The sequence below is a fragment of the Shewanella sp. 125m-1 genome, assembly GCF_052977065.1.
Genome location: NZ_JBRILT010000021.1, coordinates 48747 through 67836, shown reverse-complemented (window position 1 = coordinate 67836; position 19090 = coordinate 48747). Strand labels below are relative to the sequence as shown.

The 19090-nt window shown below is 41.7% G+C and carries 17 protein-coding genes; 13 read left to right on the top strand and 4 right to left on the bottom strand.

The window, feature by feature from the left end:
• Positions 1 to 45: 45 nt before the first annotated feature.
• The 6 genes from pabC to ACVBIK_RS11270 are packed head-to-tail and all read left to right on the top strand — an operon-like array spanning position 46 to position 4700.
• Positions 46 to 975, top strand: coding sequence for an aminodeoxychorismate lyase (pabC, locus tag ACVBIK_RS11295; protein ID WP_447169700.1), 930 nt, complete (start codon positions 46 to 48; stop codon positions 973 to 975).
• Entirely contained in the window at positions 972 to 1979 is a 1008-nt protein-coding gene (mltG, locus tag ACVBIK_RS11290; protein ID WP_447161344.1) for an endolytic transglycosylase MltG, read from the top strand. The genes pabC and mltG overlap by 4 nt, the downstream gene beginning before the upstream one ends.
• On the top strand, positions 1976 to 2614 hold the full coding sequence (gene tmk / locus ACVBIK_RS11285; protein ID WP_447162844.1) for a dTMP kinase: 639 nt from the start codon (positions 1976 to 1978) through the stop codon (positions 2612 to 2614). Before mltG ends, tmk begins: the two co-directional genes overlap by 4 nt.
• 1 nt (position 2615) lies before the next feature.
• Positions 2616 to 3533 carry a DNA polymerase III subunit delta' gene (gene holB, locus ACVBIK_RS11280; RefSeq protein ID WP_447169696.1) on the top strand — a complete coding sequence of 306 codons (918 nt, stop codon included), beginning with the start codon at positions 2616 to 2618 and terminating at the stop codon, positions 3531 to 3533.
• Between the two features lie 6 nt (positions 3534 to 3539).
• Positions 3540 to 3866: a PilZ domain-containing protein gene (locus ACVBIK_RS11275; RefSeq protein ID WP_447169695.1), complete on the top strand. Its 327-nt coding sequence runs from the start codon at positions 3540 to 3542 to the stop codon at positions 3864 to 3866.
• Between the two features lie 45 nt (positions 3867 to 3911).
• Positions 3912 to 4700, top strand: a complete 789-nt coding sequence (locus ACVBIK_RS11270; RefSeq protein WP_447161340.1) for a TatD family hydrolase — start codon at positions 3912 to 3914, stop codon at positions 4698 to 4700.
• Between the two features lie 287 nt (positions 4701 to 4987).
• Here the strand turns inward: ACVBIK_RS11270 and rsmF are convergent, their stop codons facing one another.
• Entirely contained in the window at positions 4988 to 6427 is a 1440-nt protein-coding gene (rsmF, locus tag ACVBIK_RS11265) for a 16S rRNA (cytosine(1407)-C(5))-methyltransferase RsmF (protein WP_447169694.1), read from the bottom strand.
• A 68-nt stretch (positions 6428 to 6495) separates the two neighbouring features.
• Here rsmF and ACVBIK_RS11260 point away from each other — a divergent pair, with 68 nt between their 5' ends.
• Positions 6496 to 7722, top strand: coding sequence for a nucleoside recognition domain-containing protein (locus tag ACVBIK_RS11260; protein WP_447162840.1), 1227 nt, complete (start codon positions 6496 to 6498; stop codon positions 7720 to 7722).
• Between the two features lie 241 nt (positions 7723 to 7963).
• Here ACVBIK_RS11260 and ACVBIK_RS11255 read toward each other — a convergent pair whose 3' ends face one another.
• Genes ACVBIK_RS11255 through ACVBIK_RS11245 form a run of 3 tightly spaced genes read right to left on the bottom strand, consistent with a single transcriptional unit; the run spans position 7964 to position 11832 of the window.
• Entirely contained in the window at positions 7964 to 10594 is a 2631-nt protein-coding gene (locus tag ACVBIK_RS11255; protein WP_447169693.1) for an MlaD family protein, read from the bottom strand.
• On the bottom strand, positions 10572 to 11213 hold the full coding sequence (locus tag ACVBIK_RS11250; RefSeq protein WP_447169692.1) for a paraquat-inducible protein A: 642 nt from the start codon (positions 11211 to 11213) through the stop codon (positions 10572 to 10574). The genes ACVBIK_RS11255 and ACVBIK_RS11250 overlap by 23 nt, the downstream gene beginning before the upstream one ends.
• A complete protein-coding gene (locus tag ACVBIK_RS11245; protein WP_447161335.1) occupies positions 11200 to 11832 on the bottom strand; it encodes a paraquat-inducible protein A in 633 nt (210 codons plus the stop codon). Before ACVBIK_RS11245 ends, ACVBIK_RS11250 begins: the two co-directional genes overlap by 14 nt.
• 187 nt (positions 11833 to 12019) lie before the next feature.
• On the opposite strand from ACVBIK_RS11245, the gene ACVBIK_RS11240 reads away from it, so the two are divergent.
• The 6 genes from ACVBIK_RS11240 (at position 12020) to ACVBIK_RS11215 (ending at position 18800) form a co-directional block, all read left to right on the top strand.
• Positions 12020 to 12310 carry a YebG family protein gene (locus ACVBIK_RS11240; protein ID WP_447161334.1) on the top strand — a complete coding sequence of 97 codons (291 nt, stop codon included), beginning with the start codon at positions 12020 to 12022 and terminating at the stop codon, positions 12308 to 12310.
• A gap of 85 nt (positions 12311 to 12395) precedes the next feature.
• Positions 12396 to 12854 (top strand): GAF domain-containing protein, encoded by a 459-nt coding sequence (locus tag ACVBIK_RS11235; RefSeq protein WP_447161333.1) that lies wholly within the window; start codon positions 12396 to 12398, stop codon positions 12852 to 12854.
• Positions 12855 to 13139: 285 nt separating this feature from the next.
• Positions 13140 to 13778 carry an RNA chaperone ProQ gene (gene proQ, locus ACVBIK_RS11230; RefSeq protein WP_447161332.1) on the top strand — a complete coding sequence of 213 codons (639 nt, stop codon included), beginning with the start codon at positions 13140 to 13142 and terminating at the stop codon, positions 13776 to 13778.
• 33 nt (positions 13779 to 13811) lie between these two features.
• Positions 13812 to 15857, top strand: a complete 2046-nt coding sequence (gene prc / locus ACVBIK_RS11225) for a carboxy terminal-processing peptidase (RefSeq protein WP_447162838.1) — start codon at positions 13812 to 13814, stop codon at positions 15855 to 15857.
• Positions 15858 to 15930: 73 nt separating this feature from the next.
• Positions 15931 to 18492: an aminopeptidase N gene (gene pepN / locus ACVBIK_RS11220; protein ID WP_447161330.1), complete on the top strand. Its 2562-nt coding sequence runs from the start codon at positions 15931 to 15933 to the stop codon at positions 18490 to 18492.
• An 80-nt stretch (positions 18493 to 18572) separates the two neighbouring features.
• Positions 18573 to 18800 (top strand): DUF2835 domain-containing protein, encoded by a 228-nt coding sequence (locus tag ACVBIK_RS11215; RefSeq protein ID WP_447169691.1) that lies wholly within the window; start codon positions 18573 to 18575, stop codon positions 18798 to 18800.
• Positions 18801 to 19090: the final 290 nt, after the last annotated feature.

Genomic DNA, 19090 nt, shown 5'->3' with positions numbered 1-19090 from the left:
GAAACATGGGTTTAACAGAACTAGAGAGTGAAGCCTGCTTTGCTAATGCCTAAGGTTTGGGTAAATGGACAGCCCGGCATAAATGTTGATCCCCTTGATAGGGGATTAGCTTATGGTGACGGTTTATTTGCGACTATGCGAGTAGACCAAGGTGAGATCCTGTTTTTTACCGCACATATGGAGCGTCTTACTCAAGGCGCTTATCGTTTAGGGTTTCACTGGGCAGTTTCGCCTGTGCTTCAACAGCAATTACACACATTAGCGCAAGCCAATCCGCACTCTTGTATCAAACTTTTACTTACTCGAGGTGTTGGCGGACGAGGTTATAGTGCGCCTGTAAATAGACCGAATTTAGCAGCAGATATAATCACTGCGGAGTTGTCGAATCAATCCGCTAATGCCTGCAGTGTTTCGACTCCGCAAAATAGCGCTCATAACACTGATCGCTCTGAGCCGCTAAACGTAACTGAAATTGTGTCTGTGAGTGATTTTCCTGCACACTATAAAAAGTGGCAACAGCAGGGGGTAGGGCTAGCTCTTTCGCCTGTGTCATTGGGTAAGCAGCCCAAACTTGCGGGGATAAAACACTGCAATCGCCTAGAGCAAGTGCTTATCAAGTCAATTGAATTACCTGAAGGAATACATGACTGGTTAGTCATTGACTTTGAAGATAATATTATTGAGTCATCGATGGCTAACATCTTCTTTGTTGTCGATGAAAAGCTCGTTACACCACGAATGAGTTATGCGGGAGTGGCGGGTATGATGCGAGAGCAAGTCATGCACCAGCTTTTACAAATGGGTCATAAAATAGAAGTAACAGATATCCAGTACAGTAGGCTTAACCAGGTAAAGCATGCGTTTATCACTAATAGCCTTTTTGGACTTGTCGATATTGTAAGGATTGACGATTTTACATTTACACCAGCAACTTGGACTCCAAGCTTAAGAGAACAACTCAGTTTGACACTATGAAAAAAATTATAATCAGCGTCTTCGCAACCGGATTTACTCTTCTTACTATCGCAGCCATGGCGGGATATTGGTGCTACCAAACACTACTTGCCTATGGTGAACAACCAATAAAAGCCACCTCTGTACAAGAGTTAACGATTAAACGGGGAACCACATTTAATCAATTTATCTCTGTTTTGGAAACTGAACAGTTAATCGACGAAGGCTGGAAACTTAAATGGCTTGTACGTTTAAAACCAGAGTTAGCACACATTCGCTCAGGCCTTTATGAAGTTACACCAAACGAAAGCCTCAATAGTCTGATGGCTAAAATCATTAGCGGTAAAGAGAAGTCTTTCGGTGTGACCCTATTAGAGGGGCAAACGGTTAAAGAGTGGTTACTCATACTGGAACAGCAAGCAAGGTTGCAGCAAGAGCAAGATGTGTTTAACCAGGTACTTGTTGCCAATGGTGATGACTCCGGTTTGCCTGAGGGGAAGTTTTTCCCAGACACTTATCATTATCGAGCTGGCTCTACTGATCAGGCCTTACTCAATAAAAGTTATTTGAAAATGAAGCTTGAGCTTGAAAAAGCCTGGCAAGGACGTCAGCAAGGCTTACCGTTAAAATCGGCTTATGAGTTACTCATCTTAGCCTCAATTATTGAGAAAGAAACAGGTAAAGCAAGCGAGCGCCCCTGGATAGCTGCAGTATTTGTCAATCGTTTACGTAAAGGCATGCGATTACAAACGGACCCAACGGTTATTTACGGCATGGGCGACAGATATGCTGGCAATATCACTCGTAAAGATCTGCGTGAAACGACCGCATTTAATACATACAGAATTAATGGGTTACCACCCACGCCAATTGCTGCACCCAGTTTAGCAGCAATACAAGCCGCCGCGCATCCCGCTGACGTTGATTATTTTTATTTCGTATCACGAAATGATGGTAGCCATATTTTTTCTAAAACACTGACAGAGCATAATCGAGCAGTGAATAAATATCAGAGAAATCGATGAATACACAAACTGAACATTCCGCCAAGTTTATCGTGATTGAAGGGCTTGAGGGGGCGGGTAAATCAAGTGCAATCGCATTGGTTAGAGATTTTATTGAAAAACATATAGGGCAAGCTCCTGTTTGTACTCGTGAACCGGGAGGAACGCCACTCGCTGAGCAGATGCGTGACTTAGTTAAAGTCGCTAATGACAGCGATCCCTTATGTGATGAAGCTGAGTGTTTGCTGTTTTACGCAGCAAGAGCACAATTGGTTGCAAACGTTATCAAACCTGCTTTAGCTAACGGTGAGTGGGTATTAGGTGATAGACACAACTTGTCTTCACTTGCATATCAAGGTGGTGGTAGAAGATTAATGCCATTAGTCTCAGCTATCAGTGATGCCACGCTTAAAGGTTTTAAACCAGACCTGACCCTTTACCTAGATATTGACCCTAAGTTAGGGCTTGAGCGCGCAGCTCGACGGGGTGAGCTTGATCGTATTGAGCTGCAAGAAATTGAGTTTTTTGACCGTGCTCGTGCCACTTTCTTATCATTTGCAGATAGCGATGATTCAATAAAAATTGTCGATGCCAGCCAAAGTATGGCGCAGGTGCATAAGGACATTATTGCCATTCTTCAGCAGCAGAGTTGGTAATATGACACAGCTCCCTTGGCTGCAACATACAATTGAAACGTTTTCAGAGCAATTGAAAACGGCTCGTGTTGGTCATGCTTATCTGGTTGCGATGGATGTGGGTTACGGCGGTGAAGCGTTAACGCTTGAGCTTGCCAAGGCTGCGTTATGCAAACAAGTTGGCCGAACTGGAAGCTGTGGCTCCTGTAAGCCTTGCCAACTTGTTGAGGCAAATAGTCATCCTGATCTATACCGAGTTGAAGCAGATGGCGCACAGATTAAGGTAGATCAAATTCGTGAGCTGTGCCAAAAGCTAACCACAACGCCACAACAGGGCGGAAGGCGGGTTGCGGTTATTTTAAACAGTGAACGTTTGAATCAGGCATCAGCGAACGCATTACTTAAAACATTAGAAGAGCCCGGCAAAGATACCATTTTGTTTTTACAAACCAATTCACCCAGTCGCTTACTCGCAACGATTAGTAGTCGTTGCCAGAGACTTCATCTGGAAATGCCAAGCAAATCAATTGTTAAGCAATGGTTACAGCAAGAGTTATCGACTAATGAAGATTTGACCTGGTGCTTACCTGTTGTGGGAGGGCCCTTAGCTATCCTTTCGGCAGTCGAGAGCGGCCGAGATAAGACATTGGTATCATACAGAAAAGGCTGGATACAAAGTTTGTCGTCAGGACACCTGTGTGATAGTTTAATAAATGTTAATGAAAAGAAAATTTCTGACGCGCTTAACGTTTTATACTTAGTGGTGCATCGAATATTAGTGAAAAAGCAAGAAATCGACCCTTTGCTCAGAGCTAAGCTGGCAAATTTTGCAGCAAAAGTGATGCAATTAGAAACACGCTTGTCGGTGATGCCAAACGTTAATTCGTTGGCATTGTTTGAAGGATTAACAATTGAGTATAACCAGCTAATGAGCCAATAAAAATCTATGATGAATCTTGTTGTCAAATTTGAGTCTTTACAGCAGCTTTACCGCGCTTATATGCCATTTATCAAACCGATAGGTATGTTTGTTGCTAGTGCTGAACGCTTCAGTCTTGGACAAGAGATCATGGTTCGTTATCAACTCCCGAGTGGCTCACAGCATCACGACTTCAAAGGTTCGGTGATCTGGATTAATCCTTTAGGTGCATCGGGAGGGCGTCCTGCAGGAGTCGGCATAAAAATTTTATCCGAGCCTGATTTTCATAAACATCATATCGAACAGCTTCTTTCTCGTGAACTGGCCTCTGGAGATTTGACCTGCACTATGTAGCTGGTTAGACTTGCTGTCCTTTTTGTTGTTTGTTGGACTTTCACTGTGCTTATCGATTCACATTGTCATTTAGACCGTCTTAAAACCGCGCCAGATCAGGCTTCACTACAAGAGATCATTACCGCAGCAAAAGCCCGCGATATTGCTTATTTTCTTTGTGTGAATGTCAGGCAGCAAGGCTTCACCGAAATGAAGCAAAAAATGGCGGCCTTTGATGAGGTATTTTTGTCTGCAGGTGTACACCCGTTAGATGTGCAAGAAGGTCTAAACATCGAAGAGGTTGAGCAGTTTGCCCGTGATGAGAAAGTCATTGCTATTGGCGAAACAGGGCTCGATTACTTTTATGCCAATGAGACAAAAACACTGCAACAAACTTGTTTTGAGCAGCAGATAGATCTGGCTGTAAAGGTTAATAAGCCTCTTATTATTCATACTCGCGATGCCCGTGAAGATACTATTAACTTTTTAAAGCGAGGCAATGCTGATTCTGTTGGTGGTGTCTTACACTGCTTTACTGAAAGCTGGGAAATGGCGAAACAAGCTTTAGATCTAGGCTTTTACATCTCGGTTTCAGGTATTGTTACATTCAAAAATGCTGGCGATCTACGTAATGTGATCCGCAAGGTACCAAAAGACAGATTATTGGTAGAGACGGACTCTCCTTATTTAGCACCGGTTCCTCATCGAGGTAAAGAGAATCAACCTGCATTTGTACGTGATGTCGCGGAATTTGTCGCTGAGCTTAGAGGTGAGAAATACCCTGAACTGGCACAGTATACAACGGATAATTTCTTTAATTTGTTTAAAGACGCTGCAAAACTCGCTGGACGCTAACCAATACTAGCCTGCATACTTTAATGCTGAGGTTTAGGCTCAATTACAGGCAAAAAAAGACCCAAAACTATTCCAATTGTTCTGGGTCTAGGGGAATGGCTCACTGGGAGCCGTGCGCTACTGTTGATTACCACTACCGTTGATAACCATAATGGTAAAATAAGGCTAATCAGCATTTATCTAATGACTAATGATATAGAGTGTAGACCAGCCTTACAGATTGTGGGTGGTTATTTTTTAATGCTCGCCACCGAAATGTAACTATTTATGTATAGATGAGACTGGTATTACTGGTATAACGCAATCTTATCTTTAACTAAGTCTCTGGGAAGATTGTTTTTTAATTTATTGCCTAGGTGCTTTGCTACACCAAGAGGGTTACCGGCATAACTGACAATCACTTCTCCCTGAGGTTTAACTTTTTCGGCTAAACTGATATCGCGGCCCATTAAGAACTCTTTCGCTTGCTCGTCGCTGAGTTCAAACCGAGTGGGTGATGAGAGTGCCAAGACCGCTTCGTGTCGAACCTTATAGCCTTTCTTTAATGCGTCCGCGAGCTTAATCCCTATTCGCTGAAATCGCATTTTACCTATAAGTGGCATAACCGCTTTTGGGAACAACCAAAACTCTAAATCACGTACCATGATCTCTGCATTCGTAGGTAATGTAATGGCAAATGAATCTTCAAAATAAGCCGTTAACTCTTCAATTTGCTTGGTCTTTGCAGCTGTAAATGGAAAGTTCTTTTGCTTTTTAGGTTCAGGTAAGATGCGCTCTACAGCTGATACTTTGCGGATCTTTGCGACAAAAAAGCCCTCACTATCATAAATCTGCGGCCATACATGTAAAAATCCTTCTTCGGTACATGCTTTATCAGCGCCGGAAAATAGCGCAGTTAACGAGGTAAATTCAACCGCCTCGCCAAAGACACTTTTTAAATGATGGCAAACATCTTGGTTTTCTTGACGACTCAATGCACAAGTGGAATAAACTAAGCTTCCGCCAACCTTTAATGCAAGAAAAGCGGATTCAATTAACGCTTTCTGAGTGACTACAATGCCTTTATTGTCATTGTTATCCCAGTTTTTTAATGCGTCTGGATCTTTACGTATTGTGCCTTCGCCACTGCAGGGGGCATCGAGTAATACTGCGTCGAATGTTTCAAATAGATACTCACCGAAAACTCTAGCGTCAAAATGGGTGAGGGCACAGTTTGATACGCCCATTCTCGCCACGTTAGCATGCAAGACTTTTACACGGCTGGCTGAATACTCATTAGCGACTAAAAGCCCCTGGTTGTTCATCAGTGCGGCTATTTGCGTTGTTTTGGAGCCCGGCGCTGAAGCCATGTCTAAAACACAGGTTTGCTCTAATAGGCCAAGAGCATTCTCATTTTTGGCATGTGAGTTAAACAGCGCTGTAGGCGGTAGCATTGAGCTGGCTTCTTGAATGTAAAATAAGCCTTGTAAGTGCTCGACAGTATTACCTAACTGTATATCACTGCCTATCGTCACCCAGAAACCTTGGTCACACCATGGAATAGGCTCAAAGCTCCAGCCTTTTTCTGACATTAAGTCAATAAAGCTTGCGGTACTAATTTTGAGTGTATTGACCCGAATAGAGAGACGTAACGGTTTATTGCTGTAAGCAATAAAGTCTTCCATTGAAAGGTGAGAAGGGAGATCACGTTCAATATTGTCGAGAAAATTCTGATTAAAATGAGCCATATGTCGAAGATAATGCGGTAAAGTAGCGGGATTATAACAGATTTACCAAATGATAAGAGGGAACTTGAGTGCTAAATAAGATCTGGTTTGGCTTTTTTGCAACCGCATTATTCGCTATTTTGGCGCAGGTGCTAACAGGCCATACTCAAGTACTTTCAGAAAGTGTCAGTGCCATTTTTTCGAGTTCAAAATTAGCCGCTGAAATCGCATTGGGCTTAATCGGTGTATTATCACTGTGGATGGGCTTGATGCGTGTTGGCGAAAAGGCGGGGGTCGTTGGCTTATTCTCTAAAATGTTTGAACCTTTACTCGCTAAACTGATGCCAGAGGTACCTAGAGGGCACCCGGCTTTTGGTAGCGTCACCATGAATTTGACTGCCAATATGCTGGGTTTAGATAATGCTGCAACGCCGTTAGGCCTCAAGGCAATGCAAGATCTACAAACCTTAAACCCTAATAAGAGCGTTGCGACTAACGCCCAGATCCTGTTCTTAGTGTTAAATACCTCTTCTATAACTTTAGTGCCTGTCACAGTATTTTTGTATCGTGCTCAGCAGGGAGCTGTCGCACCAGCTGATATTTTTCTGCCGATTTTACTGGCAACAACGGCATCGACACTGGCAGGTCTAACGGTAGTCGCGATAGTACAAAGGTTATCTTTACTCAATACTGTGGTACTGGGTTATGCGGGTATCATTTTATCTTCCATTATCGGCTTGGTATTTTATTTAAGTACCTTATCTGTATCGGCTATTGGTGAAATCAGTACCAGCCTTGGTAACGGTATTTTATTGCTGCTTATTTTTAGTTTTGTACTGGTTGCTGGTATCCGAAAGGTTGCAGTTTATGATGAATTTATAGAAGGTGCGAAAGAGGGCTTTGCGCAGTCCATAAAGCTAATCCCATACTTACTGGCGATGTTACTCGCTATTGCGTTACTCAGAGCTTCCGGTGCGCTCGATTATTTGCTACAGCTTATAGCAGGCTTAGTCGCTTTTGCTGGAGGGGATGTACGCTTTGTTGATGCCATGCCTACAGCTATCATGAAACCTTTTAGTGGCTCAGGGGCTAGGGCTATGATGCTTGAAACCATGCAGCACTATGGAGTGGATTCATTTGCTGGTCGCTTAACTGCAATATTGCAAGGCAGCACCGAGACGACATTTTATGTATTGGCCGTTTATTTTGGTGCTGTTGGGATCCGTAATGGCAGGCACGCGTTAGCTTGTGGCTTATTTGCAGATTTAGCGGGGATCATCGCGGCGATACTGGTCTGCTACCATTTTTATGGTTGATGATACCAATCAAAATAAGTAGTTGTTCTACTCAGAGTGTTTTTGGGCAAACTAATTCAAGGCGAATAGATGACATAATTGCTCGGCGATCACATGGCATTTTCCCATTAGCAAACATGCTGACAGACATAAAAAACGAGGCCTTATAGCCTCGTTTTTCTATTCAGTTGCTAGATAATCGTTATTAACTATCATTTCCAAGTTATCAACTGTTAGTTAATATTTCTTAGCAGCTGAATCGTTAGTCTGCTTTAGGTGTTTGTACTGGTGACCAAGTCATCCATTTTGCATCAAAATCAGACTGAAGCGTAAATGTTTGGTCGTTGTTGATGGTGTTTGCTACCGTGGTGGTTTCTTGTGTTGCGACCCCGATGCCACCGGCTAAAATTGTTTCCAACGAACCCGTCTCGATTTGCGCGCCTGAGAATAGGCCAAGATCAAATTTTACGCCTGAGAGATCCCAAAACACACTGGTTTGGTTTACAAGATGTTGATACTTATTTTTAATATGAACGTGCATTACAACGCCAGTGCCTTGATCTGAAAGAGCATAACTATCGACTTGGCCAATGTTTATCCCTCTAAAGAAAATGGCTGTTCCTGACTTAACCGAGCCTAAGGTGCTATTACTTAAATTAAAGGTTAACGCACCATCGATATTATGAAATGGCGTATCAACTTGTCCAACAAAGGTTGTCGCCTTGATGTTGCTTTGTCCCGGGAAGACTTCAATATAGGCACCGGTTATCAGGGTTTCAGGCGCTTTAATCCCAGCTAAAGAAATATCCGCATCGACAACAGAATACGAGGCATCTTTTTGATTAAAATTAGTGGCATATTCACCATATAAATAAGCAGTAACATTTAACTGCTTTAAATTGGCGGCTAAGGTTACCGACTCAATTTCACCGACTTTATGGCCTAAATACCGAATGGCTGCTTTGCGGGTTAATTTTACGGTCGCAGGGAAGGTGAGCTGAATGGGTACCGCCTGGCTGAATGCAAGGAATTTACTTTCATAAAGCGCGGTGCCGTTTGCGACGTTATTACCTTCAAGCAAGCCAAGGCTTATTCCGCCTTTTAAAGCTCCCATTAATGGCGCGACTTCAACCTCAACGCCACTTAAACTGGCATTGATTGATACTGCACTGTTACGCCAAAAGATTGTTTGATCAGTGAGTAAACTTTTAAAGTCACGTTCGATAGCGATATCAATTGCAAAGTCATTATTTGTGGCTTGCCACTCTACGCCAGACACCTGGCCTATTTGCATTTTCTTGTAATAGATAGGAGAGCCAGCAGTGAGATCTGCGCTATCTTGATTGTAGAGTCTTCTTTTTATAAGCTTTTGATTATTGAAAAAAGACGTAGCCTGTTTGCTGTTGCCAAAAACATACAGCGAGTCGCCGCTCTTTGCCAAGGCTTTGTTTGTGCCTCTAACTAAGCTTAACGCGCCACTAGTCAAAGTCGTCAGATCACGGGTACTGACTTTAACACCATCGAGACTCGCATCTATGGTTAATGCAGACTCTGCAATAAAGTGGCTATTTGCGCTGATAAGCGTCGCAAAGTCAGCGTCTATTTCAGCTTGATATTCTACTTGAGTAAAAGTGTTATTGAGCTGACTGGATAGTACGTGACCAATCTTGATCTGCTTATAGCGAATTTCTGCACCGGCGCTAATACCTGGGTTGCTTTTTGCGTGCAGCGTGAGGAGCAGTTTACCAGTATTTGTGGGCTCAGGTTGCTGTGTTAACAATGTATATTGTTGTTTTGCAGCTCCTGTACCTGGAATGAAGTTAATTACACTACCTGTGATTAAACGTTCAGGGTGCTTTATACCGGATAGAGATATATCGGCGCCTTCCAACCAGAAATCAGCACTTTCAGTGAGTAACTCTTTATAGGCGTTATCAATTCTTGCAGATAACACAACGCCATCATCACTTAATGCTTTATGAGTTACCTGGCCTATCTGGATCCCACGATAAACAATGGCGGTATTTTGAGATACGGCGTCGGTACCACTTGCGAGTAGGTTAAATTGCAATCCGCCTAAGGCGTCATCTTGGCTGTCATATAACGTGAATTCATGCTTATTTTCCACGGGTTCAGATAAGGTATTGGAGCTAAAGCTAATGCCACCTGCAAGTATCGAGGCTAAACTTTCGCTACTGACTTTTACACCAGATAAGGAGGCATCGATGCTGATCCCCGAGACATTCCAAAATTGAGAGTCGGTTTTAACTAGCTCAGCATATTGCTGTTGAATAAATGCTGTTACTAGAATTTTTTCCGCACTTTCGAGATGATAACCAACTACTTGTCCTACTGGGATCTGTCTGTAAAAGATAGGAGAACCCACATCAAGAGAACCTAATTTGTCAGAAGTGATATGGACAATTAGTCCTTCTACGCCGGGTGTGATGACGGGGGCAGTTGTTTCTGCTTCAAAATAGGATCTTGAGTCGCCGCCACCGGGTAACATACTAATGTAATTACCAGAAAAAAGGGTATCTAGACCTTCGATGCCGGTGATTGTTGCTTTAGGTTTAACCAACCAAAACTTGGTCCCCTGGTTGATAAATGGTGCGGCACGATAATCCATGAGAACTGAGACGTTTACGCCTTGAAGATCATCATCAATACTCATATCAACGACTTTACCCACTGTAAGCCCTTGGTACTTGACTAAGGTTTTACCTATGTCCATTCCTGTGGCACTAGGGAAATGAATCGTAATTTCAATTCCCGACTCGCGTATGCTCTTCACCCCAAGCCACGCGCCTAATGCAAGTGCAATAATGGGTAATAACCAAATCGGTGAGAATAACTTTTTCTTTACGACTTTAGGCGTTTGTACTTGAGTCATCTTTTGTTTCCAATCTATCCCAGAGTAATCGGGTATCTATAACTTTTGCAGCGAGCTGCGTGAGTAAAATAACTAAGGCGAATGCAGTTGCTGCTGGAGCCGGCTTAGCGTCGAGTAACTGTCCCATATTAACGACAGCTACAGTAAGTGAAATAACAAATAAGTCGAGCATCGACCATCGACCAATCCATTCAATAATATGAAAGCCAGTCATTAACTTCTTTTTCGAAATAGGGAGTTTGAAACTGATTGCAGATAAATAAATCGTTAAGCCTACAATTTTTAAGATCGGTACCAAAATACTCGCAGTAAACAAAATGATTGCGATGGGGATCATGTCCGTTTTAACGAGGTGAGCGATCCCAGAAAAAATGGTGTCTTGGGTCACTCGTCCCTGATTCGTCAGCGTTGTAATGGGGTAAATATTGGCAGGGATCAGCAAAATAGCTGCGGTGATTAGCAGCGCCCAACTTTTTTGGACACTGTCATAATCTCTAACCTTAAGTGGAGCATCGCAACGACTACATGTTGCAGACTTACTGCAGGTCACCTTGTGACATGTTGGACACGAGGTTAAGCCGATATCTTTCCCAAGCGTTGCTGAGTCATTTGTGTTCATCAAGAAAGCTCCACATATGTTCTAAATCGTACTCGCGCATTAAAAATAACGTCATTACAAATAACATGGTGAAACAGAATGTACCAAAACCAAAAGAGACACTGGCAAAATCTGCTAGGTTGAACGCCGCGACGAGGAAGCTGATGACATAGATTTCAAGCATGGTGAGCTGGGTGAGCATTCCTTGAATTTTTAGTAATTGTTTGAGTGTCGTCCTCAGTATGACAGAACTGAGCCCGAACTTAATAATGAGTGTTTGAGACAAAATGGATAATAACAATAGCCCCGGAGCGACAACGGCAGAAACCAACACCGCAATACCCACTAACCAATAACCTTGCTGGTAAACAGATAACGCCCCCTCTATGACTGTAGTTGTCCTAATACTTCCAAGAAACTCAAGCTCTAAGACCGGGTATAAATTTGCAGGTGCGAAAAAGAAAACCGCCGTTAAACACAGGGCTAACATACCGTTGATAGAACAGTATGGCGTATCGTAAAGAGGGGTGTGGCACCTTGGACAGATAGCACGTACGCCAGTTGGCAGTGCTCGCTTCCTAATGACTAAGTCGCAGGACTGACACAAAGTAATACTATTATCTACTGCTTCCATAGCCATCTTTTTTTAATATCCAAGTTTGCGATATAAACGGTTAATCGAGTACGCAAGGTGAGTATTTTCACGTATGCGATTGAAAATACAGAGCCATTAACCGAATAAGTTTATCAGATATTCAAGAAAACTTGCATAAGAAGTTCAATCTATGAGACTCTCTACTGTATATAAAAACAGTGTGAGGTTGAATATGGCCGTTGTAACTCAATTTGTAGTTGTTAGAGAAGGGGTTGAAAAGATGACTTTTACATCTAAGAAGGAGGCTGATGCCTACGATAAGATGCTAGATATCGCTGATAACCTAATCCCGTTTTTAAGTAAGAGTGACTTAGGTTTGGAGGAGGTTAATATTGAAAAGTTAAGCTTTTTCTTGGCCGAGAACAAAGATGACCTGCAAGTGTTACTTAAAGGTGGATCACTAGAGAAAAAAGCATCGGTTAAGAAAACAGCTAAAAAAGCTGAGGACAAGGCAGAAAAATAAAACTCCTTGTTAATGCAGGTAGGTTTGTTGTTAGAATGTTGTAAGTATGCTTTTTTGTTTTAGATATAACGGTTGGATAGTATTAATGGAAGACGCTTTTTACGGCACGCTAGAACGTCAGGTGCGGGCATTATTTACAGATGAAGATGACACTATTGCAGCATTGGCAAATTTTTCAGCTTTTATCAATGACAACCTTGATGATCTTAATTGGGTTGGCTTCTATCTATTGAAAAATGATCAATTAGTATTAGGGCCGTTTCAAGGTAAGGTAGCTTGTTCTCGCATTCCAGTCGGTAAAGGTGTCTGTGGTACCGCGGTGGCATTAAATTCAACACAACGAATTGATGATGTTCACCAGTTTGCAGGTCACATTGCATGTGATAGTGCCAGTAACTCAGAATTGGTTGTACCTTTACGGCAAAACGGATCTGTTATCGGTGTGCTGGATATTGATAGCCCATCGTTATCAAGGTTCAGTAAAATTGATCAACAAGGGGTCGAAACTTTGGTAAAAAGTCTCGAATTTTGCCTATTTGGTTAATCTACGACCAATTATCGCTAATTGGAGGTCGCAATCATTTGAAGCCTCTCTATAATAAGCGGTTTGAGTAATGAAAAAAACAAACACGTTTACATTCAAGATATGAATGCTTAGAGTTTGTGTATTATTGTTGCTAAGGTAGGTTTGATTTTAGGTATAAAAACAAATGTTAACGATTTTTCATTTGTTGTTTATGCGCAGATCAGACAAATATAAACGACACTTAACTGATACGAGTGATAAAGCTCTACGGTGGTGTCCCTTTTTTAAACTGTGGAAGTAAAGATGGAATCAACAGAAAAGTTGACCGATACCAACGCTATTCTTGCGTATTTGTACGAAACATTTCCTTTATGCTTTATAGCTGAAGGTGAAACTAAGCCATTAAAAATTGGGTTGTTTCAAGATTTAGCGGAAAGGTTAGCTGATGATTCTAAAGTCAGTAAAACTCAGCTCAGAATCGCGTTAAGAAGATACACGAGTAGCTGGCGCTACTTAAAGTGCGTGAAAGCAGGCGTACAGCGTATTGATTTAGACGGTAATGCTTGTGGTGAATTAGAGCAAGAGCACATTGATCATGCTCAAGCTACACTAAAAGAGAGCCAAGACAAAGCTAAGGCGAAAAGAGTTGCACAGGCCAAGAGTGCTAACCCAGCTGCAAAAACGGCTAAGAAGCCTGTTAAGAAGCCAGTTGCTAAACGTCCTAAGCAAGCTCAAAGCAGCAAACCTGCAAAAGAGCCTGTTGTGGCAGAAAATTTAGTACCTGCGGTTTTAGCTGAACTGAAACCAAAGCAGCGTGTTAATGTCAAATTAGGTAAGGCACCAGTAGCTGGTGTGATTTTGGACATCAAAAAAGAAGATGTTCAAGTTCAGTTAGACTCTGGTTTAACCATCAAAGTTAGAGCTGAACATATACTGCTGTAATGGCTTATTAGCACCTAAAGGAGTAACTTGTTGATGCGAAAACTTTCTCTGGCTGTATCCATTGCCGGTATTTTTGTCGGATTCTCGGCGTGGGCCGTAAGCCCTACTATTCAATTCAGCGAGTTGCCCGCTCTTAAGCAGGAACCGCAACATAAGGTTGCCAGTAAACGAGTGACAGGTTTATTCACTCGCTCCCACTATCATCGTTTTGATATGGATGACGCCTTCTCTGAACAGGTATTTAATCGATATCTAAAGCAATTAGATTATCGCAAGAATGTATTGTTGCAGTCTGATATCGATAGTTTCAAAGGCTATTCATCTGAATTTGATGATATGTTGAAAAGTGGTGATTTGAATCAAGCTTATAAGATGTTTGAGCTTGTTCAAAAGCGTCGCTATGAGCGATTTGCTTATGCATTGTCTTTGCTTGATGAAGAGATGGCATTTGACGTTGCTAATGACGTTTATGAATACGACCGCGAAGATGCAAACTGGCCAACAACCGAAGCTGAGTTAAACGAGCTTTGGCGTCAACGTGTAAAATACGATGCATTAAACCTCTCTCTTACTGGTAAGAATTGGGATGAAATCGTCGAAGTCCTTGAGAAACGTTATAACAATGCGATTAAACGTTTAAGCCAAACCCATAGCGAAGATGTCTTCCAAGGCGTAATGAATGCATTCGCCCGCACAGTGGAACCTCATACAAGCTATCTTTCCCCACGAAATGCTGAGCGTTTCCAAATGGAAATGAATTTGAGCTTAGAAGGCATTGGTGCAGTGCTTCAAGTCGATGATGACTATACAGTGATCAAGAGTCTGGTTGCAGGCGGCCCGGCAGCATCAAGCGAAAAATTATCACCTGAAGATAGAATTATTGGTGTAGGTCAAGAAGGCAAAGAGATCGTTGATGTCATCGGCTGGCGTCTTGATGATGTTGTCGAACTGATTAAAGGTCCAAAGGGCAGTAAGGTTGTTCTTGAGATTTTACCAAAGAAAGGCGGCACCAACGCGAAAACGTTCGAATTGACAATTGTTCGCGATAAAATTCGTTTAGAAGATAGAGCTGCAACGTCTAAAGTGATTGAGCCAACAGACGGCCCTTATGCAAATCGTAAAGTGGGTGTGATTCAAATACCCGGTTTTTATATGGATTTGTCAAAAGACGTTTCTAAAGAACTTGCCGAATTAAAAGAAGCTAAAGTCGAAGGTATTATTATTGACCTTCGTGGCAATGGCGGCGGTGCATTAACTGAAGCAACGTTGTTAACAGGCTTGTTTATTGAACAGGGTCCAGTGGTTCAAATTCGAGATGCGAACGGTCGAGTATCACAAAATCGCGATAATGATGGACGAGTCACTTATGATGGTCCGTTAACCGTGATGGTTGACAGATACAGTGCATCGGCTTCTGAAATTTTTGCTGCAGCACTTCAAGATTATGACCGTGCACTTATTGTTGGCGAGTCTACCTTTGGTAAAGGTACGGTGCAGCAACATAAGAGCCTTGGTCGTATCTATGATATGTACGAAAAGCCTATCGGGCATGTGCAGTACACGATTGCTAAGTTTTACCGCATCAACGGTGGAAGTACTCAGCTTAAGGGTGTTACACCAGATATTCCATTCCCGAGCGCTTTAGAGCCAGGCGAGTATGGTGAAGCTGAAGAAGAAAATGCATTACCATGGGACAAAGTACCAGTAGCACAATACGGTACACTTGGTGAAATTTATCCGCAGCTTATTCAGAACTTGGACGGTAAGCATAAAGATCGTATTCAATCTGATGTTGAATTTAGTTATATTTTCCAAGATATTGCTGAGTTTAAAGAAAACCATGATGATAAAACGGTTTCTTTAGTTAAGACGGAACGTCTAGCTGAACGAGAAGCAAACGACAAGAAACAACTTGATCGTGCTAACGACCGACTCGTAAGAGAAGGCCAAGAAAAAGTTAAGTCATTGGATGATATTTCTGATGATGTCGAAGTAGCCGATGCTTTCTTAGATGAAACAGCCTTTATCACGCTAGATTTAGCGGATATTGAAAAATTGGCAAAGAATCAAAAAAAGTAAAATCGACTCAATAAAAAAACGCGCTTTATGCGCGTTTTTTTTAATTCAAAATTAATAAATTAGAGGTTTATTCATGTCACAGCCCCAAGCAAAATTCCTCAAAGATTATCAACAACCACAATTTAAGATCAGCCATATCGATTTAGCATTTTCACTTGCAGGAAAAGAAACACAGATCATTGCGACCAGTCAGGTTGTTCGTCACGGACAACATAATGAGGCATTAGTCCTCGTCGGTGATGAGATTGAGCTGCTAAGTGTTACCGTCGATGGGAAAGATACTGCTTTTCAACAGCAGTCGGGTGAGCTGATTGTTGATACCAAGCTTAATGAATTTGAATTAAAAATAACGACTAAGTTAGATCCTGAGGCAAATACCAGTCTGGAAGGCTTATATATGTCGGATGGTGCATACTGTACTCAGTGTGAGGCTGAAGGGTTTAGGCGTATAACGTACTTTTTAGACCGCCCAGATGTATTGGCTATCTATACTGTGCGTATTGAAGCAGATAAACAGGCCTTCCCTTATTTATTGAGTAACGGAAACTTGGTCGATTCAGGTGACACAGAAGATGGTCGGCATTTCGCACTGTGGCATGATCCCTTCCCAAAGCCTGCTTATCTGTTTGCGCTAGTAGCAGGTGACTTTGACCTGTTGGAAGACAGCTTTACTACCTGTAGTAATCGTGAGGTTAAGTTGCAGGTATTTGTTGATAAAGGTAATTTAAATAAAGCTCACCATGCAATGGCATCACTTAAAAAGTCGATGGCTTGGGACGAAAGTCGCTTTAATTTAGAATATGACTTAGATATTTACATGATTGTGGCGGTCGATTTTTTCAATATGGGTGCCATGGAAAATAAAGGACTCAATGTATTTAATACTAAGTTTGTATTGGCGGATAAAGCTTCTGCGACTGATGATGATTACCATGGAATAGAGTCTGTTGTAGGGCATGAGTACTTTCATAACTGGACTGGTAACCGGGTAACTTGCAGAGACTGGTTTCAGTTAAGCTTGAAAGAGGGCTTAACCGTATTTAGAGACCAAGAGTTTAGTTCTGATCTTGGTTCTCGCGCGGTAAACCGTATTCATGCCATTAAAGTAATGAAGAACCAACAGTTTGCAGAAGACTCTGGGCCAATGGCACACGCTATCAGACCCGAGTCAGTGATTGAGATGAATAACTTTTATACGGTTACTGTTTACAATAAAGGTGCTGAAGTTATTAGAATGATGCATACCTTATTAGGCGAACAGGCATTCCAAAAAGGCATGGCCTTATATTTTGAGCGTCATGATGGACAGGCTGTGACTTGTGATGATTTTGTGTCAGCAATGCAAGATGCAAGTCAAGTTGATTTAAGTCAGTTTAAACGCTGGTATAGCCAAGCAGGCACACCGCAAGTTGAAGTCGAAGAGCACTATGATGCTGCAAATAACAGCTACAAGCTAACATTGTCTCAGTCGACCCCTGATACACCTGGCCAAACTGATAAGCAGCCCTTACATATCCCATTTGATGTGGAGATGATCAGTGCTCATGGTGATTCAGTTATTAGCGAAGTTCTGAATTTTACTGATAAACAACAAACCTTTACTTTTAGTGGCATGACTTCAAAGCCTATACCGTCGTTACTGCAAAATTTTTCTGCGCCAGTTAAACTGAGTTTTGATTACTCCATTGAACAACTTGTTCATATTATGCGTTTTGCTACTAGCGAAGTCGCCAAATGGGAAGCATCAGTTTCACTATTTAGTCAATCTGTGTGGCAAAATGTTGAACGATTACAACATAAGCAAGCAATGTTTATCGACCCAAGGATCCTTGATGCTTTTAAAGGGGTCATCCTGGCACAAGATCTTGATAAAGCACTCATGGCTGAGATCCTAACCCTGCCAAGCGCTGGTTCACTGATTGAACAGAAAAGTGCCGTTGACCTAGATAACCTCGCATTAGCAAGAGAGTTTGTTGTGCTTGAGATTGCGTCAGACGGTGAAGATGAGTTATTGGCTAAAGTGCGTGAGTTAAGCAGTATCGATGAGGCTGCAGCTCGTTCATTAAAAAATATCTGCCTAAGCTTACTTTTAAAAATAGAGAAAAGTTACGGCGAAGTGGCTAAGTCACAGTTCGATTCGGCTGATAATATGACTGACAGTTTAGGCGCTCTATCGGCATTAAATTGTGAGTCGTCAGCTATTCGTAATGAATTGATGAGGAAATTTGAACAAGAGTGGATTGATACTCCTTTGGTCATGGATAAATGGTTTGCTTTACATGCGACCTTAAATAGCCATGATTGCATCGAAAAGTTGCAGTCTTTATTTGAGCATCAAGCATTTAGTTTTAATAACCCGAATAGAGTTCGTTCTCTAATCGGCGCTTTTGCAGCTGGCAATACGCTTGAGTTCCATAGAAAAGACGGGCAGGGCTATCAATTTTTGGCCGATGCCATTATTAAGTTAAATAAACTTAACCCGCAAGTCGCAGCTAGGATTATTACGCCGCTGATCCAATTCAAAAAGTTTGATAATCAAAGACAAGCATTGATGAAGAACGAACTGCAGCGAATCTTAGAAATTAAAGCACTTTCGAAAGATCTATATGAGAAAGTCACTAAAGCACTGGTTTAATCTTCGATAAAGTTATGGGGTCTTAGCCTGTTAAGACGATTACTGCAGGTCTAAGCCCCTATGTTAATGAGAATGTCACCGTGGCACCCAATAAAGTATTTAATTTCCCACTCAATATCAGTTATCAAACATTCTTACCTTATTATCGAGGCGAGATAAATAAAGTTGAAGTCATCGACCTTAATGGCCAAACATTATGGATTAACGCTAGACATTTTCGGCCCTTTTTGACTCGTGAGGGTATAAAGGCATATTTTACTATGACTGTAGATAGCCAAGGAAACCTAATTAGCCTTATTAAATGTTAGAGTAATTACTTCAAACGGTCGATTGCTTTAAACATGAATTCTTTATTGGCTATCTAACTTATAAGTTATTGTAATTACATTGTATATAAGCTTAAAAGTAGACGCATACCACTTCATCAATTACTGATTTAAATACAGCAACAAATTCTTGCTTGCTTACCTCCCTTAAGTGACGAAATCTTTTAAAGATTTTCCATGTTTCAACCTTGCTCGCCTCGTAAAAATGCTGTAACAATAGTGTTACCTGTAAGCTAACAGCATGTTGGTTAACAATTCCTATAACAAAAGAA

What these genes read in the sequence shown, in the direction of transcription:
- ACVBIK_RS11255 (WP_447169693.1), bottom strand. Translation starts at nt 10,594, where the DNA reads ATGACTCAAGTACAAACGCCTAAAGTCGTAAAGAAAAAGTTATTCTCA.
- ACVBIK_RS11245 (WP_447161335.1), bottom strand. Translation starts at nt 11,832, where the DNA reads ATGGCTATGGAAGCAGTAGATAATAGTATTACTTTGTGTCAGTCCTGC.
- ACVBIK_RS11240 (WP_447161334.1), top strand. Translation starts at nt 12,020, where the DNA reads ATGGCCGTTGTAACTCAATTTGTAGTTGTTAGAGAAGGGGTTGAAAAG.
- prc (WP_447162838.1), top strand. Translation starts at nt 13,812, where the DNA reads ATGCGAAAACTTTCTCTGGCTGTATCCATTGCCGGTATTTTTGTCGGA.
- mltG (WP_447161344.1), top strand. Translation starts at nt 972, where the DNA reads ATGAAAAAAATTATAATCAGCGTCTTCGCAACCGGATTTACTCTTCTT.
- ACVBIK_RS11235 (WP_447161333.1), top strand. Translation starts at nt 12,396, where the DNA reads ATGGAAGACGCTTTTTACGGCACGCTAGAACGTCAGGTGCGGGCATTA.
- tmk (WP_447162844.1), top strand. Translation starts at nt 1,976, where the DNA reads ATGAATACACAAACTGAACATTCCGCCAAGTTTATCGTGATTGAAGGG.
- holB (WP_447169696.1), top strand. Translation starts at nt 2,616, where the DNA reads ATGACACAGCTCCCTTGGCTGCAACATACAATTGAAACGTTTTCAGAG.
- pepN (WP_447161330.1), top strand. Translation starts at nt 15,931, where the DNA reads ATGTCACAGCCCCAAGCAAAATTCCTCAAAGATTATCAACAACCACAA.
- ACVBIK_RS11250 (WP_447169692.1), bottom strand. Translation starts at nt 11,213, where the DNA reads ATGAACACAAATGACTCAGCAACGCTTGGGAAAGATATCGGCTTAACC.
- rsmF (WP_447169694.1), bottom strand. Translation starts at nt 6,427, where the DNA reads ATGGCTCATTTTAATCAGAATTTTCTCGACAATATTGAACGTGATCTC.
- proQ (WP_447161332.1), top strand. Translation starts at nt 13,140, where the DNA reads ATGGAATCAACAGAAAAGTTGACCGATACCAACGCTATTCTTGCGTAT.
- pabC (WP_447169700.1), top strand. Translation starts at nt 46, where the DNA reads ATGCCTAAGGTTTGGGTAAATGGACAGCCCGGCATAAATGTTGATCCC.
- ACVBIK_RS11275 (WP_447169695.1), top strand. Translation starts at nt 3,540, where the DNA reads ATGATGAATCTTGTTGTCAAATTTGAGTCTTTACAGCAGCTTTACCGC.